The sequence below is a fragment of the Pseudomonas sp. lyk4-TYG-107 genome (assembly GCF_030209055.1).
Taxonomy (GTDB): Bacteria; Pseudomonadota; Gammaproteobacteria; order Pseudomonadales; family Pseudomonadaceae; genus Aquipseudomonas; species Aquipseudomonas putida_A.
Window position 1 is genome coordinate 243,812 of the sequence record NZ_JARVST010000009.1, and the last position, 16,375, is coordinate 260,186.

Consider the following 16,375-nt stretch of genomic DNA (forward strand, 5'->3'; position numbering starts at 1 on the left):
GCCGGACATATAAAGCCGCTCTATCCTGCCTCCCAAAAAAAACCGCCCTTTCGGGCGGCTAAAGTACTTCGACCATGATTCAGAAGCTTTGACTGAAGCTGATGTTGAACGCGCTGTCGTTGTTGTCGCTCGACACCTGGCCTGAGTAGCCGATGCCCAGCTTGCCGGTCGGGGTGACCTGGAAGTCGATGCCGGCTTCGAGCAATGCGCTGTCCTTGGCGATGGGTACGCCCTGGGTGCTGAACGAGGCGCCGCCGTCGATGAAGGTCAGGTCGGCGTCAGGTTTGGTGTCGCCGTAGGCATGCCGCCAGCCGATGGCCGCGCGTGGCGTCAGTTGGCTGCCGTTGGCCAGGGTCACCAATTTGCCGACACGCACACCGAGGGTCGAGTAGGTGATGTCCTGATCGGCGTCGGCCTTCAGGCGCCCCACTCCACCTTTTTCCTTGCCGGTGTCGCTGTCGTAGTTGACGTAGGCCAGCCCTGCGAACGGTTCGATGGCAACGCCTGCTGCGCTGATCGCGTAACCCACCTCACCGAACACCTGCGCACTGCGCGCGTCGTAATCGGCCTTCAGGCGATCGTTGTAAGTACCGACGCTGACATCGCGTTTGGTCTCGATGCTGTGCCAGCTGTAAGCCGCGCCGAGGCGCACCGCCAGTGCATCGAATTGCGAGTTCAGATAACCGGCGAGGTGGTAGCTGTCGACCTTGGCATCGGAGTTGCGATCATGCGCGTTGAGATTGCTGCGGGTGTAGCCGGCCGCCATCCCGGCACGCCAGGTGTCATCCAGGGCCTTGTCGGTGCCGAGCATGAAACCGCCGAGGTTGCGATCAACTTTTGCCGTGTTGCTGTCGCCGCCCATGTCGCCCCAGGCACCGATAGCCCGGATCCAGCCGACCATTTCCCCGTGGCAGCCGTTGCTGCTCAGTTGCGTGTCGCTCGGTGCCAGAGTTTTGCGTGGATCATCCGCAGCGCTGCACGACGGCTGGCGCATGCGGTCATTGACCGCCTCACGGATGAAGCGCGAGTCTTCCAGCATGGCGCTGGCGGTGCTGGCGTGGATTTCCCCGGAGAGGCTGTCGAACGCATTGCGTGCACCGGCCACGCTGAGGTTGACGATCTGGTTCTGCAACGCCGCACCGGCCGCACCGTTATTGGACAGTGCCGTGGCGGTGCCGCGCTGGTTGCCCGTGGCAGCGACGTCGGCGAACGAGTTGCCGTTGCGGCTCACGGCCAGGGTCACCGAATCGGCACCGTAGACCAGCGAGCTGTCGAGGAACGCGTACTGCGGCAGATCGGCGGCACTGAAGGTGCCAGTCACACCACCGCCCGCGGTGATCAGCGAGTAAGTGGTATTGCCGGTGAACGGCGCCAGGCTGTTGACCACCAGACCGCCGCCCAATGCCGCCGTACCACCCACCGCCAGTGGCGTGGCGGTTGGCGAGCTGACGGTCAGCGCCAGTACACCATCGCTGCTGTTGGTCAGGTTGCCGGCCACGCTCAAGGTGCCGTCAGCGCCACCGGAAGCCACCACACCGTGGTTGACCACCGAACCGACGCTGCCGTTACCGCTCAGGCCTGCGCCGTTGGCGACCGTGACTTGTGCGCCCAACGAAGCCCGGGCCGCACGGCTGCCGACTTGCAGCAGGCCTTGATCGACGGAAACCGTACCGCTGAACGGTTGATTGCCGACCATCAACAGGCGACTCACGCCGCGTTTGAACAGCGCGCCGGTGCCGTTGAGCACACCGTTGAACCGGCCATCGGTGTTTTGCTGGAACACCAGTGTGGCGTTGTCGGTGATGTTGCCTTGCAGGCTCGTGGTGTTACCGATCAGCGTACCGCCACTGACGGTGGTGCCACCGCTGTAGGTGTTGGCGCCAGTCAGTACAAGGGTGCCGGAATCGAGTTTCTCGATACCGCCGGTGCCGATCAGCGGCACGTCGATTTCAGCACTGGCCCCGGAATTGACCCGCACCGGCGCCAGGCTGCCGTCGGCACCGTTGACCGGTGTCAGCGTACCGCCAGCCCCCGGCACCAGGCTGTAACCTGCGGAGAGGAACTGCAGGCCAGTGAAGTTCTGATTGCCCTGCACAGTGACGGTACCTGCCTGGCCACCGAACACCGCGAACTGACCATTGGACGCCAGCGCCTGCGTGCCGCTCGGATCGGTCCAGTTGGTGCCCGGGCCCCACACGCCACTGCCGCCACCGATACTGCCGTCAGGATTGGTGGTGCCGCCGTTCCAGAACTGCACTTCACCCGGACTGCCCTGCACCAGCAGGTTGACCTGATTGGCGATCGCGGTTTGCAGGGTCAGGTTGGCCGCCGACACCGGCAGGCTGCCGTAGACCAGACCGTTGTCGGTCAGGCTGCCACCGTAGCGGAACAGTTGATAGACCCCGGTGCCGAAACCGCCGGCGTTGCTGATGTTCAGCGTGCCGTCGAGGGTCAGGTTACCGGCGACGTTGACCACCGTGGTGGAGCTGGCGGCCGAGCCGAGGCTGAAGTCCAGGTTGGTGCCCGAGGACAGCGCCAGCGAGCCGACCGACAACGGTGTAGCCGTGCCGCCACCGGTCAGCGTCGCACCGCTGGCCAGTTGCACGTTGCCGCCCAGTTGTCCGCTGCCACCGATTTGCGCGCCGCTGGCGACGTTGACGTTGGCGCTGTTGAGCACGCCGTTGACGATCAGGTTGCCGGCCTGCACCGAAGTGTCACCGGTGAAGGTGTTGTTGCCGGTCAGGAGCAATTGGCCGGTGCCGGTTTTGTTCAGCGTGCCGGCGCCGGTGAGGTTGCCGGTGTAGCTGCCGTCGGCGTTCTGCGCGAAGGTCAGCGCCGCGTTGTTGACGATGGCGCCTTGCAGGCTGCTGGTGTCGCCAGTGGTAGTGCCAGCGTTCAGCGTGGTGCCGCCGCTGTAGGTGTTGGCGCCGCTAAGCACGAGGTCAGCGCTGCCGTTTTTCACCAGACTGCCTGTGCCGGTGATGGCGCCGAGCAGCGTGGTGTTCTGGTTGCCGGCCAGGGTCAGTTGCGACCCCAGATTGATCGCGTTGGCCAGTTGCAGCGCCGAGGTGCTGTCGAGGCTGGCGTTGCCGGTCACGCTCAGTGCACCGCTGCTGATTGCGCTGTTGTTGCCCAGCACCAGCGTACCGCCAGCGAGCTGAGTACCACCGCTGTAGGTGTTGCTGCCGTTGAGGGTCAGGCTCGAAGCGCCAGACTTGATCAAGCTGCCCGCCCCACTGACTACACCGTCGAGGGTCAAGGCGTTACTGCCAGCGACAGTCAGGCCACCGTTCACCACCACATCGTTGCCCAGCGTGACGGCCGCGTTGCTGTCCAGCGCGGTGCCGTCGGCAGCGGTCAACACACCGCTGCCGAGCGCTGCGTTGTTGCCCACGACGATCTTGCCGCCATTGAGCGCGGTGCCGCCGGTGTAGCCGTTGGCGGCGTTGAGCACCAGCGTGCCGGTGTCGTATTTGCCGAGGGTGCCGCTGCCGTTGAGTGCCACGCCAACGGTCGCGGTGGCGTTCGGATCGACTCGCACCGTGGCGTTACCCAACGAACCGTTGACCAGATTCAGCGAACCCGCGGTGCCGTCCTGCAGGCTGTAGCCATCGGTGACGAACTGCATGCCGGTGATGGTTTGTGCGCCGTTCACGGTGACCGTGCCCGCCGTTCCCTGAAACACCGCGAAGTTGTTGGTCCAGGCCTGATTGGTGGTGCCGTTGACGTCGGTCCAGTTGGTGGTGCCGGTGCCCCAGGTGCCGCTGCCGCCATCGACCGAGCCGTTGGCGACGAGTTGGTTGCCGTCCCAGAACTGCACGGTGACGCCCGGGGCGGTGACCAGCAGGTTGATCTGGTTGGCCAGCGCGGTTTGCAGGGTCAGATCGCCCGGGGTGACGCTGCCCGGCACCGTGCCGATCAGCATGCCGTTGTCGGTCAGGCCGCCGGTGTAGTTGATCAACCGGTACACACCACTGCCGAAACCGCCGATGTCGCTGACGTTGAGGGTGCCGTCGAGGGTCAGGTTGCCGCCGACATTCACCAGCGCATTGCCGCCACCGGAAACCGGCGTGCCCAGTCCGACATCGAAATTGGAGTTGGCGTTGAACACCAGCGAGTTCACCGACAGGGTGCTGCCGGTGGCGCCGGCCAGATGACCGCCGTCGGCCACGGTCACCGCACCGCCGAGCGAGCCGCCGCCGGTCAGGGTGCCGCCGCTGTTGACCAGTACGCTGGCGCTGTCCAGCGAGCCGCTGACGTTCAAGGTGCCGGCGTTGACCGTGGTGTTGCCGGTCAGGCTGTTGAGGCCGGTCAGGGTCAGCGTTCCGGTGCCGAGCTTGCTCAATTCGCCGGTTCCGGTGAGGACACCGGCGAAAAGGCTGCTGGCGTTGTTGCCGCCGATGCTCAGGGTGTTGCCGCCACCGATCAGTGCGGTGCCGCTACCGGTCAGACTGGCGAGGCTGCCGGAGCCGCCGAGATTGAGAGTTGCCGCAGCGCCGAGGTTGACCCCGGCATTGCTGCCCAGTGCCGAGTTGCCCAGTGTCGTGAGGCTGCCCGATTGCACATCAAAGGTGCCGCTGAAGGTGTTGTTGCCGGATAGCGTCAGGTCGGCCAGACCATTCTTGGTCAGGGTGCCCGCCCCGGCGATCACGCCACCGAGCGTCAGGTTGTTGTTGCCAGCCACGCTCAGGTTGGCATTGACGTTGACGTTGTTGGCCAGCACCAGCGGCGCGGTGGTGTCGAGGGTCGACGCACCCGCCACGGTTACCGCGCCGGAGCCCAGGCCCGCAGAGGTGCCAAGGGTCACGGTGCCGGCGTTCAGTGTGGTGCCGCCGCTGTAAGTGTTAATGCCGTTGAGGGTCAGGTTGGACGCGCCGTTCTTGATCAGACCGCCGGTGCCGCTGACCACGCCGCTGAGCGCGACGTCGCTGCTGCCGGTGTTGCTCAGATTGGCGTTGAGCACCACGTTGTTGCCCAGACTCACTGCTGCGCTGCTGTCCAGCGCCGAAGCGCCGGCCACGGTCAGGTTGCCCAGGCCGAGTGCTGAGTTGCTACCGGCGGTCAGGGTGCCGGCGTTCAGGGTAGTGCCGCCGAGGAAGTTGTTATTGCCGCTGAGGGTCAGATTGGCCGCGCCGTTTTTGCTCAGACTGCCGGCGCCGTTGACCGTACCGGCCAAAGTCAGATCCGCTGTGCCACCGATGCCGAGGTTACCGGCCAGATTCACCGCGTTGTTCACCGAAATCGCCGTGCTCGCATCCAGCGTGCTGCCGCCCGCCGCGTTCAACGTGCCGGAACCCAGCGCCGAGTTCGACGCCAGAACCAATCCGCCAGCGTTCAGCGCCACCGGCCCGAGGAAGGCGTTGTTGCCGCCGAGGGTCAGGTTGGCCGCGCCATTCTTGATCAGGCCACCGGTGCCACCGATCACGCCGTTGAGGGTCAGCGCATTGCTGCCGACCACGGTCAGATTGCCGTTTAGCGTCGCAGCGTTGCCGAGGGTCACCGCAGTGTTGCTGTCCAGTTGTGTGCCGGCGTTGGCGGTCAGTGTGCCGCTGCCCAGCGCGGTGTTGCTGCCGACAATGATCTTGCCACCGTCCAGCTGCGTGCCGCCGCTGTAGGTGTTGGCGCCATTGAGCACCAGGGTACCGGCGTCGAGTTTATTGAGGATGCCGCTGCCGTTGATATTCACGCCGATGGTCGCAGTAACGCCCGGATCAACCCGCAGCGCTGTGGTACCGCCAGTGCCGTTGACTGCGGTCAGTTGCCCCGCCGCGCCGTTGACCAGGTTGTAGCCGTCGGTGAGGAATTGCATGCCGGTGAACGCTTGCGTGCCGTTCACCGTCACAGTGCCCGCAGCACCCTGGAATACCGCGAAGTCACCGGCCCATGGCTGGTTGACCAGACCATTGGCATCGGTCCAGTTGGTGCCGACAGCATTCCACGTGCCGCTGCCGCCATCGACCACGCCGTTGGCGATGGTCTGGCTGCCGTCCCAGTAACGGATGTTGCTGTTCGGTGCCGACACTTGAATATTGATCTGATTGCCCACGCCGGTCTGCACCACCAGATCGCCAAGGCCATAGCCGACCGGCACGCTGGCGACGTCCAGACCGAGATTAGTCAGGGCACCGGTGTAGTTGAACAGGCGATACACACCGACGCCGAAACCGCCGGCATCGCTGACGTTGAGATTGCCGTCAAGGGTAAGGTTGCCGCCGATGTTCATCAGCGAACTGGTCGACGGAGTCCCCAGCGCCACATCCACGTTGCTACCGGCACCGAGGGTCAGGCCACTGGCTGACAAGGTATTGCCCGATGACAGCGCCAGATGGCCCCCGCTATTAATGTTCACTGTGCCAAGCGCCGAGCCGGTACCGGTCAGGGTACCGCCGGTGTTGACGTTGACCTGTGCACTGCCCAGCGAACCGCTCAGGTTCACGATACCGCCATCGATCGCGGTATTGCCGGTAATGCCGTTGATGCCAGTGAGGTTCAAGGTGCCGGTGCCGACTTTGGTCAGGCCACCGCTGCCACTGAGATCACCATCAAAGGTGCTGGTGACGTTGCCGCCACCGACGGTCAACGTGTTGCTGCCAGTCAGTTGCACACTGCCGCTGCCGGTCAGCGCGCCGAGGCTGGCATCGCTACCGAGATTCAGGCCGGCACCGGCACTGATGTTGACGCCAGAAGTGTTGCCCAGTGCGTTGGTGTTGAGGGTAGTGACGCTGCCGGAGACGATGTTCACGGCGCCGGTAAAGGTGTTGTTGCCGGCCAGAGTCAGGTCCGACAGGCCGTTTTTGGTCAGGCTGCCGGCGCCGTCGATGATGCCGTTGAGGCTCAGGTCGTTATTGCCGGCCACCGTCAGCCCGGCGTTGAGGGTGATCGCGTTGCCGATGCCGAACGAGGCGCTGTTATCGAGAGTCGCCGCGCCGCCGACGGTCAAGCCACCACTACCCAGACCGTTGGCATTGCCCAAGGTCAGGGTACCGGCGTTGAGGGTGGTGCCGCCGCTGAAGGTGTTGTTGCCGTTGAGCGTCAGGTTGGCCGCGCCGTCCTTGATCAACTGGCCGGTGCCGCTGGTGACGCCGCCAAGGGTGAGATTCTGTGTGCCGCCGACAGTCAATGCAGCGTTGAGAGCGACGCCGTTATTGAGGCTGACCAGCGGCGAATTGCTATCCAGTGTGGCAGCACCCGCGACAGTCAAAGCGCCGGAACCCAGCGCCGAACTGTTGCCGACGGTCAGCGTACCGGCGTTCAACGTGGTGCCGCCGAGGTAGTTGTTGGCCGCATTGAGAATCAGATTGGCCGCGCCGTCTTTCACCAGACTGCCGGCGCCGCTGACCAGACCGGTCAAGGTCAGATCTGCCGTGCCACCGATATTCAAGGCTCCCGCCAGGCCCACTGCGTTGTTCAGGCTGACGGCGGTGTTGGCGTCCAGCGTGGTATTGGCCGCCGCATTCAGCGTACCGACGCCCAGCGCGGTGTTGCTGCCGACAATCAGCTTGCCGGTGTTCAGTGCAGTGTTGCCGAAATAGGTGTTGGCGCCGTTGAGGGTCAGGTCGGCCGCGCCGTTCTTGGTCAGCCCACCGATGCCGGCGACCACCCCGCCGAGGATCAGCGCATTGCTGCCGCCGACGGTCAGCGTGCCGCCGAGGTTGACGTTGTTGGCCAGGGTCGCCGCCGTGCTTGCATCCAGCGTGGTGCCGTTCGACGCGTTCAGTGCGCCCGTACCCAGAGCGGTGTTGGAGCCGACCACCAGCGAACCGGCATTCAACGCCGTGGTGCCGGTGTAGGTGTTGTTGCCGGTCAGGGTCAGGCTCGATGCGCCGGTCTTGATCAGGCCGTTCGCGCCACTGATTACCCCGCCGAGGGTCAGTGCGTTGGCGCCGCCTGCGGTGAGGTTGGCATTGAGAATCACGTTGTTGTTCAGGGTCACGGCGGAACTGCTGTTGAGGGTGCCCGCGCCTTCCACCGACAAGGCGCCGGTGCCCAGTGCCGCACCGTTGCCGACGGTCAGGCTGCCGGCATTCAGGGTGGTGCCGCCGCTGTAGGTATTGCTGCCGTTGAGGGTGAGATTGGCGGCGCCGTTTTTCACCAGTTGGCTGGTACCGCTGATCCCGCCACCGAGGGTCAGCGCGTTGCTGCCGCCAATCCCCAGACTGTTATTGAGAATGACGTTGTTGTTCAGTGTCACCACCGCATTGCTGTCGAGCGTCGCCACGCCGCCGACGGTGATGTTGCCGCTGCCGAGCGCCGCATTCGCGCCGGCCGTAATGGTGCCGGCGTTCAACGCGACGGCACCGAGGAAAGTATTGGCGCCATTGAGAATCAGATTGGCCGCGCCGTTCTTGGTCAGCCCGCCGCTGCCGCTGACGATACCGCCGAGGGTCAGGTTGGCGCTGCCGCCGATGTTCAGGTTGCCGCCGAGGCTGACCGCGTTGGTCAGCGCCACCGCGGTGCTGGCATCAAGCGTGGTGCCCGCCGCCGTGGTCAATGCGCCAGTGCCCAATGCGGTGTTGCTGCCGACAATCAGGTTACCGGCGTTGAGCGCGGTGCCGCCGGAGAAAGTGTTATTGCCGCTGAGGCTGAGGCTCGCAGTGCCGTTCTTGATCAGATTGCCGGCGCCGCTGACGACCCCGCTCAGGCCCAGTGCCTGGGTGCCGCCAATGGTCAGATCCGCCGCCAGCGCGACAGCGTTGGCCAGGGTCACCGCCGTGGTCGCATCCAGCGTGGTGCCGGCCGCGGCGTTCAACGCGCCAGTCCCCAGTGCGGTGTTGCTGCCGAGGAACAGGCTGCCGGCGTTGAGAAGCGTGTTGCCGGCGTTGGTATTGTTCCCCGTCAGGGTCAGGCTGGCGGTACCGGATTTGGTAATCCCGCCAGTACCGGACAGGACGCCGCCCAGGGTCAGGGCATTGCTGCCGAGCACGTTGAGCGCGCCTGTCATGGCGATGTTGTTGGCCAGCGTGACGTTGGCGGTGCTGTCGAGGCTGGTGCCAGCGGCGGTGTTCAGCGCACCGCTGCCCAGTGAATTGTTGTTGGTCACCAGCAGGCTGCCGGCGCTCAAAGTGGTAGTGCCGGTATAGCCGCTGTTGGCGCCACTGAGGGTCAGGCTGCCGGTGCCGGTCTTGGTCAAACCGCTGCTGCCTGTGATCAAGCCGCCGAGGGTCAGAGCGCCGGAGCCGCCGGCCGTCAATGTGCCGCCGAGGCTGATCGCATTGTTCAGGTTGATCGTGCCGGGCGCGCTCAAGGTGGTCGCGCCGGTGACGTTGACGGTACCGGTGCTCAGCGCCAGGTTGTTGCCCAGTTGCACGGTGCCGCCGTTGAGTGTGGTGTTGCCCAGATAGGTGTTGGCAGCGCTGAGGCTCAGTTGCCCGGAACCGACTTTGCTCAGGCCGCCGCTGCCGGAAATCACCCCACTCAGGGTGGTGGCGTTGGTGCCCTGCACGGTCACGCCACCGGCGCCGAGGGAGATCAGGTTGCTGAGGTTCAACCCGGCGTTGCTGGCCTGGAGGATCCCGCCGTTGGAGGTCAGTACCCCGCTGCCGAACGTGGCGTTGTTGTTGAACTGGGCGACACCGCCATTGAGCGTGGTCGCGCCGCTGACCAGTGGCCCTTGCAAGGTCCAGGTGCCGCTGTTGATGGTCAGGTTGTTGAAGTTGACGTAAGTGGCGCTCGACGCCGTGCCGACCCCGGTGGTGCCGCCGCCGACACCGGCCGGGTTTTGCAGGATCAGGCTGTTGGTACCGCCCGCGCCGCCATCGACAGTGCCAGTCGGGGCGAAGGTCAGGTTGATGCCGATCAGTCCGCCGAGGCCGACGCTGACCTGCACGCCGTCACCGACCTGCACCGAAGAGCCCGTCACCGCCGTAAAGGTGTTGGTGCTGCTCGCACCCATCGACACGCCGCCGGTGATCGCACCGGCGTTGGTGAAGGTGTTGCCCGCCGTCGAGGTCTCGAAGGCGATCCGGCCGTTGATCACGCCGGTGCTGCTGTTGGTCATGTTGACCTGCGAGCCGCCGTACACACCGACCACCGGGGTGTCGGCCAAGGTGATGCCGCCGACCGAGAGTCCGGTCGAGGTGATGGTGCCATTGTTGGTGATGCTGGTAGTGCCGGCCGCAGCGTTGTTCACCGCGATGCCCAGGCCGTCAACGCTGGTCAGGTTGAGCCCGAGCAACATGCCGGTACCGCGAATGATCCCGCTGGCATTGTTGAGCACGCTGACCGTACTGGTTGCGCCCGTACCGATGAAGGCACCGCCGCTCAACACCGAGACCAGCCCGAGCAGCGCCGGGTCGATCGTCCCGGAGTTGTTCAGGCTGATGTTGACCCCGGTCAGGTCCATCACATGGCCGCCGAGCGTCGCGTTCATCTGCGCCCCGGAGTTGACGTTGACCGTCAGGCCGTTGGTGGCGCTGGCGAAATTGTTGAGAAACAGCGGCAGACTCGGCACGCCGGTACAGGTCACTGTGGAACCCGCCGTGGAGCATGTAGCCAGTGCCGGTGCGCTGACGCCGCCGAACAACAGTCCGGCAACGCTCAGGTGCACAGCAAGGGAAAGTGGGGAAAAACGCGAAACGAGGGCGACACCAAACCTTGCTTCCACGGGCTACTCCTTGTCGTGGCCAAATTCTTCCTTGAAGGCGTGGGAAACGTGCTTATTCCACACGCGAATCAAGACTGCGACGGTCATCACAAAACCGCGTCTTGGCTGACAAGCTAGTAGACGCCCCGCGATGGGGCACTGATTAAATGGTGTTAATACTTTAATACTAGAACCGTCTAGAACGCGGATTTCGGCCAATAAACACTGGGTTTGGCGACACCTGACTAAACCTGTGGGAGCGGGCTTGCTCGCGAAAGCGGTGTATCTGTGAAGGATGTGTCAGCTGACCCGACGCCTTCGCGAGCAAGCCCGCTCCCACAGGAGAATTTCAGCGTTTAAAAGAAACTGGTACGCCTTGTGCAAACGTTTGCGACCTGCCTATAACGGCTTTTTCGTAACAAAACCGTACAGACCCGCAGAACCCGGGCCTCGATCCGCAAAAAAGGACTTTGAATGCACGCTGCTTCCCTTCTTCGCGCCCCGTTTGCGCGCACGTTTGCTGTTTCCCTGCTACTGACCGGCGTTACCGGAGTTCTCAGCCACAGCGCATTGGCGCAACTGGCGCTGCCCGACGAATCCGCTCAGGGCGAAGCCCTCAGCCCGGAAGCTGCCCCGCCGAAAAAAGGCGCGTATCTGTCGGACTGGTACAACCAGGACCTGACGCTGATCGGCAGCAAGGACATCAGCTTCGGGCCGCAACCGGCCGACGACATTTATCTGGAATACGAGTACTTCGGGCGCAAGGGTCCGTTCGAGCTGTACGGCTACGTCGACATTCCGAAGATCTTCAACATCGGCAACAGCCACGACAAAGGCGTGTGGGATCACGGCTCACCGGTGTTCATGGAACACGAGCCGCGCATCTCCATCGACTACCTCGCCGGCCGCAGCCTGGCCATCGGCCCGTTCAAGGAATGGTACGTGGCGTTCGACTGGATCTACGATCACGGGAGCCGCAAGGAGAACCGCGCCAACACCCTGTACAGCGGCTTCGGCACCGACATCGACACCCATTCGCGGGTCAACCTGTCGGCCAACCTGTACGGGCGCTACCAGTGGGAAAACTACGGCGCGAGCAATGAGTATTCATGGGACGGCTACCGCGCGCAGCTCAAGTACATCGTGCCCATCGACAAATTCAGCAACGGCGCATCGCTGACCTACATCGGTTTCACCAACTTCGACTTCGGCTCGGACATTCACAAGGACAACCCGGCACGCACCGCCAATGCCACGGTGGCGACCAACGTGCTGCTGTACTCGTTCACCCACTTGCGCTTCACCCTGGTCGGCCGTTATTTCCATAACGGCGGCAACTGGGAGGACGGCAGCGAGCTGAACTTCGGCGACGGCAATTTCCGCGCGCGCTCCAACGGTTGGGGTTACTACGCCGGCATCGGCTACCAGTTCTGAAATCAGGAGATTCTCATGCAAGCAATGACGCGTCTGACCCTGGCCGCTGCGGCCCTGCTCTCTTCCACGGCGTGGGCGGCTGAAGCGCCGATCCAGCCGAAAGTCGTACTGATCACCATGTTCGCCCCCGAGGCACAGCACTGGATCGAGCGCCTCGATCTCAAGCAGGAAGTCCGCGTACCGGGCCTGTCCGCCGAGTACCCGACCATCCGCTGCAACGCGCAACAGGTGTGCCTGCTGACCACCGGCATGGGCCAGACCAATGCCGCCGCCTCGACCCTGGCACTGGCGCTGTCGCCGAAATTCGACCTGCGCAAAAGCTGGTTTCTGATCGCCGGGATCGCCGGCATCAGCCCGAAACACGGGACCATCGGCACTGCGGCGTGGGCGCATTACCTGGTGGAATTCGGCACGCAATGGGAGCTGGATTCGCGCGATGTGCCGGCGAGCTGGCCGACTGGCTACCTGGGCATCAACACCAAGGGTCCGAACGAAAAACCGCCGCTGGACTACAAGACCGAAGTCTTCGAACTCAACCCGACACTGCAGGCCAAAGCCTTCGCCCTGAGCCACAAGGTCGAACTGAGCGAGAGCAAGGAGTCGGCGGCGTGGCGCCGGAAATACCCCTCGGCCCCGGCCAACCAGCCGCCAGTGGTTACGCGCTGCGACACGCTGGCGGGCAACACCTGGTTCTCCGGTACACGCCTGAGCGAACGCGCCGAGGTCTGGACCAAACTGCTGACCGATAACAAGGGTGAATACTGCACCACACAACAGGAAGACAACTCCACCTATGAAGCGCTGCTGCGTGCCAGTCGCGAAGGTCTGGTGGATGTGCAGCGTCTGGCCGTGGTGCGTGCCGGCTCTGACTTTGATCGGCCGGCACCGGGCGGCAGTGAAGTGGATAATCTGCTGAAATACGCCGATCAGGGCGGGTTCGTGCCGGCGCTGGAAAACCTCTATCGTGCCGGCAACCCGCTGGTGCAGGACATTCTGAAAAACTGGTCGGCGTGGGAAAACGGCGTCCCGCAATCCTGAGCCCAACAAAGAACCCTGTGGGAGCTGGCTTGCCAGCGATGGCATCAGTTCAGTCAACATCTCCATCGACTGTTCTACCGCTATCGCTGGCAAGCCAGCTCCCACAGGCTATGCGGTGTCTGGAAGATCAGGGAATCAGGATGACCTTGTCGCCACTGCCCTGATTCACCTCTGCATAGCGCTGCAACCCCTCCGCCAATGGCACCTGCACCAACCCCTGCGGCAACGGCAACAGATCCTCATCAAAGAACCGCCCAAACTGCTCGAGCATCGCCGCACAGGCTTGCACGCCGTACAACAGCGAGTTGATCCCGACCACCGAACCGCCCTTGCGGTACAACGCCAGCGCCGGCAACTGCACATGGCCGTCGACCGGTGCGGCGATGATCGCGATGCGGCCGAACGCTGCTAGTGCCGCCACCGAGGCCGGCAGCCAGAAGCCGGTGGTGTCGAAGATCACGTCAGCGCCACCGCTGTACACCGCGTTGACCTGCGCGCCGAGGTCTTCGGGTTTATCCAGCTGAATCGTCTGGAAGCCCTGCGCCTGCAACTCCTTGACCTGCTCCGGCCGCCGCGCCGCTGCCAGTATCTGCGCGCCGCGCACCTTGGCCAGAGCCAACGCCGCCGTGGCCACCGCGCCGCCACCGATCACCAGCAAACGGGTTTCAGCCGTCACCAAGCTACGCTCCAGCGCATCCCACGCCGTGGTGTACGGCACGCCGAGGCTGGCCGCCTGGGCGAAACTCAAGTGCGACGGTTTGTGCGCCACGCCATTAGCCGGCAGTTTGACGAACTGCGCGTGCGAGCCATCGGCGAAAAAGCCCAGCTCGCGCCCGGTGCCCCAGACTTCCTGACCGAGCAACGCCTGCGGCCCCTCGACCACGACACCGGCGAAATCGCGCCCGGGAATCCGTGGCAACGTGGTGTACGGAAATCGCCCGAGCACGTTCTTCACATCGCTGGGGTTCAGACCGGCCGCCTTGATCTCGACCAGCACTTCATCAGCGCCGGGCACCGGGGTCGGTACGTCGACGAAATGCAGGGAAGACAGATCGCCGGTTTTATCGAATTGCAGTGCTTTCATGAGGACATCCATCAAAGGGAAAAGGAATTCAGGACAGCCAACCGGCGACCAGTTGCCGGCCCATCGGCCACAGCTGCTCACCCGCGAGCATGCCCAGCAGCCCCACCAGCGCGATGGCCGGAGGTGCCGGGGAACGAAAATCCAGTGCGCCATAGAGCAGGCCGACACCCAGACCGATGGCCAGCGAAATCAGGTAGTTCATGAAGGAAACTCCGCCGCGTTGAAGGAATGGGCAGAGTCTAGGGAAAGATGGGCAGAGGCGTCGGCCAAGGACTTCTGAATTTCGGCCAACTCTTGGAAAGTCACCACAAAACCCTGTGGGAGCTGGCTTGCCAGCGATAGCGACTTGTCTGCCATGAAGACGTTGAATGTGCCGAAGCCATCGCTGGCAAGCCAGCTCCCACAGGATTGTGTTCAGCCCGTGGAGAATTGCGAAGGCGCCACACCCAGCTCGCGGCGGAACATGTCACTGAAACTGCTCGGCGAATACCCCAGCTCGCGAGCGATCGCGCTCACCGGCACGCCCTGAATCAACTCCGTCACCGCCGTCGCCAACTGGACCTGCCGCCGCCATTCAGCGAAGCCCATGCCGAGGCTGTCCTTGAACAGCCGCGCCAGCGTGCGCACGCTGGCCCCGGCGTTTTCCGCGTGCTGTTCGAACGGAATGTCCAGCGACGGTGCCGCCATCACCGCCTGGCACAAATTCATCAGGCGCCGGTCGGAATCGTCCGGCAGCGGGATCTTCAATTGCGAGCGCCGGGCACGCTTGAGCTCCAGCAACGCCAGCCCGACCAACGCGTCGTAATAGGCCGGCTCACCGCTATCGCCCTGCTCCACCAGCCCGACGATCAACTCGCGCAACAGCCCTCCGACTTCAATCACCTGCACTGTCGGATCCAGCGTTGCCGCCAGCACCGGGCGCAGGTAGATATTGCGCATTTGCAAGTCCGACACCACACGAATTCCATGGGGCACCCCGGGTGGCAACCACACCGCGCGCTGCGGCGGCACCACCAGTGCCTCATGCGGGGTCTCGACCCACATCACTCCGCTCATCGCATACAGCAACTGCCCCCAGACATGCTCGTGCGGCTCGATGAACAAACCACGCGGATAAGTGCGCGCCAGCGGTTGCACCGGCACATCGGTATCCGTGAGATCGGGGGGTGCGGCGAGGGCCATGGCGAGCATTCATTGGGGTTGGCGGAAGGCGCATGGTAACCAGTCGGTCACAGCGTCGACAACGATAGATACCGTCGGACAATCCGAGTGAATTTTCCCGACGCGCCGCGATCCTTCTAATACCACAGGGAGGATTACGGGCTTTATGAACAACGCAAAACTGTTTGTCATCGATTACACCCTTCACGGCACGCCCAAGTCGTTCATTATCCGCTCGGACAGAATGGACAACGCCGAGGCGTGGCACTGGGCAAGCTGCGATGCCGGTGTGGGTCGCATCCCGCGTTTCGGCCGGGAAAAAGTGCAAAAGACCAGCAAACCGATGGCGGAGAAATTCGGCGTGGAAAATGTCACATGGCGACCGGCGGGCTAGACTCTCGTCAGGCGATGGGGACTCTTTGGGGGCGTACACAATGACCAGCATCTTCAGCCCGGCGCATCTGGATTACGGACTGGACACCCTGTTCGGACGTATCACCAAAAGCTTGGACTGTCGGGTGGGTCTTGAGGCTGTCGAAGACGACCCGGATAGCTTCGCCCTGCGTGTGCCGGCGCCGTTACCGGAAGACCTCGACCAGGCGAAAACCGTGGTGGTCAGGGTTGACGGGCGACGACTGCAAGGCACGGTGCGCCATACCGAACGGCTGGATGATGAAAGCCTGAAACTGCAAGTGGAGCCTGATTAGGCTCCACTTTTTTTGCGCGCGGTTATTTGGGGTGGGCGCAATGGCAGCCTTTGCTTGAACACTCTTCACCGCCCTTGTGGTGGTGAGCGCAGGCTTCACAGCAATAGTGTTTGCCGTGTACGGCGTAAGAGTGGTCGCCTTCTTTGATGGTGCATTTGCAGTTGGGGCAGTCGCATTTTCTATCGGGCATGGGGGCAGACTCCTTTTTTGGTGGTTGTCTGGGCTTTTGGGATAAGCCGTAAATACCAGTGTAGGAGCTGACGAAGGCTCGGGCCGCGTTCGGACGATCTTTTGATCTGGGTTTTTTGGGGGGATTGGGTGTATATCCGTTGCTGCGGTAACGGCCTCCTATGGTTTCGCTCTTACAGC

At 63.5% G+C, this 16,375-nt stretch carries 9 protein-coding genes; 4 read left to right on the forward strand and 5 right to left on the reverse strand.

Going from position 1 to position 16,375, the window contains the following annotated elements; genetic code table 11:
- Positions 1 to 79: 79 nt before the first annotated feature.
- The gene (locus QRN61_RS10445; RefSeq protein WP_285373735.1) at positions 80 to 10,603 is read right to left on the reverse strand and encodes an autotransporter-associated beta strand repeat-containing protein; all 10,524 of its coding nucleotides are present in this window, start codon (positions 10,601 to 10,603) and stop codon (positions 80 to 82) included.
- 453 nt (positions 10,604 to 11,056) lie between these two features.
- On the opposite strand from QRN61_RS10445, the gene QRN61_RS10450 reads away from it, so the two are divergent.
- Both QRN61_RS10450 and QRN61_RS10455 read left to right on the forward strand, forming a co-directional pair.
- On the forward strand, positions 11,057 to 12,016 hold the full coding sequence (locus QRN61_RS10450) for a nucleoside-specific channel-forming protein Tsx (protein ID WP_285373736.1): 960 nt from the start codon (positions 11,057 to 11,059) through the stop codon (positions 12,014 to 12,016).
- Positions 12,017 to 12,031: 15 nt separating this feature from the next.
- Positions 12,032 to 13,054 carry a purine-nucleoside phosphorylase gene (locus QRN61_RS10455; RefSeq protein WP_285373737.1) on the forward strand — a complete coding sequence of 341 codons (1,023 nt, stop codon included), beginning with the start codon at positions 12,032 to 12,034 and terminating at the stop codon, positions 13,052 to 13,054.
- 127 nt (positions 13,055 to 13,181) lie between these two features.
- Here the strand turns inward: QRN61_RS10455 and QRN61_RS10460 are convergent, their stop codons facing one another.
- The 3 genes from QRN61_RS10460 to QRN61_RS10470 form a co-directional block, all read right to left on the reverse strand.
- Positions 13,182 to 14,138, reverse strand: coding sequence for a quinone oxidoreductase family protein (locus QRN61_RS10460; protein WP_285373738.1), 957 nt, complete (start codon positions 14,136 to 14,138; stop codon positions 13,182 to 13,184).
- A gap of 28 nt (positions 14,139 to 14,166) precedes the next feature.
- Complete coding sequence (locus QRN61_RS10465) at positions 14,167 to 14,340, reverse strand: DUF1427 family protein (protein ID WP_007969534.1); 174 nt, start codon at positions 14,338 to 14,340, stop codon at positions 14,167 to 14,169.
- A gap of 212 nt (positions 14,341 to 14,552) precedes the next feature.
- Positions 14,553 to 15,320: an AraC family transcriptional regulator gene (locus QRN61_RS10470; protein ID WP_285373739.1), complete on the reverse strand. Its 768-nt coding sequence runs from the start codon at positions 15,318 to 15,320 to the stop codon at positions 14,553 to 14,555.
- Positions 15,321 to 15,465: 145 nt separating this feature from the next.
- On the opposite strand from QRN61_RS10470, the gene QRN61_RS10475 reads away from it, so the two are divergent.
- On the forward strand, positions 15,466 to 15,693 hold the full coding sequence (locus QRN61_RS10475) for a DUF6555 family protein (protein ID WP_095138739.1): 228 nt from the start codon (positions 15,466 to 15,468) through the stop codon (positions 15,691 to 15,693).
- Positions 15,694 to 15,733: 40 nt separating this feature from the next.
- Positions 15,734 to 16,006, forward strand: a complete 273-nt coding sequence (locus QRN61_RS10480; protein ID WP_285373740.1) for a hypothetical protein — start codon at positions 15,734 to 15,736, stop codon at positions 16,004 to 16,006.
- A 22-nt stretch (positions 16,007 to 16,028) separates the two neighbouring features.
- On the opposite strand, the gene QRN61_RS10485 is transcribed toward QRN61_RS10480, so the two are convergent.
- Positions 16,029 to 16,196, reverse strand: coding sequence for a metallothionein (locus QRN61_RS10485; protein WP_003223525.1), 168 nt, complete (start codon positions 16,194 to 16,196; stop codon positions 16,029 to 16,031).
- Positions 16,197 to 16,375: the final 179 nt, after the last annotated feature.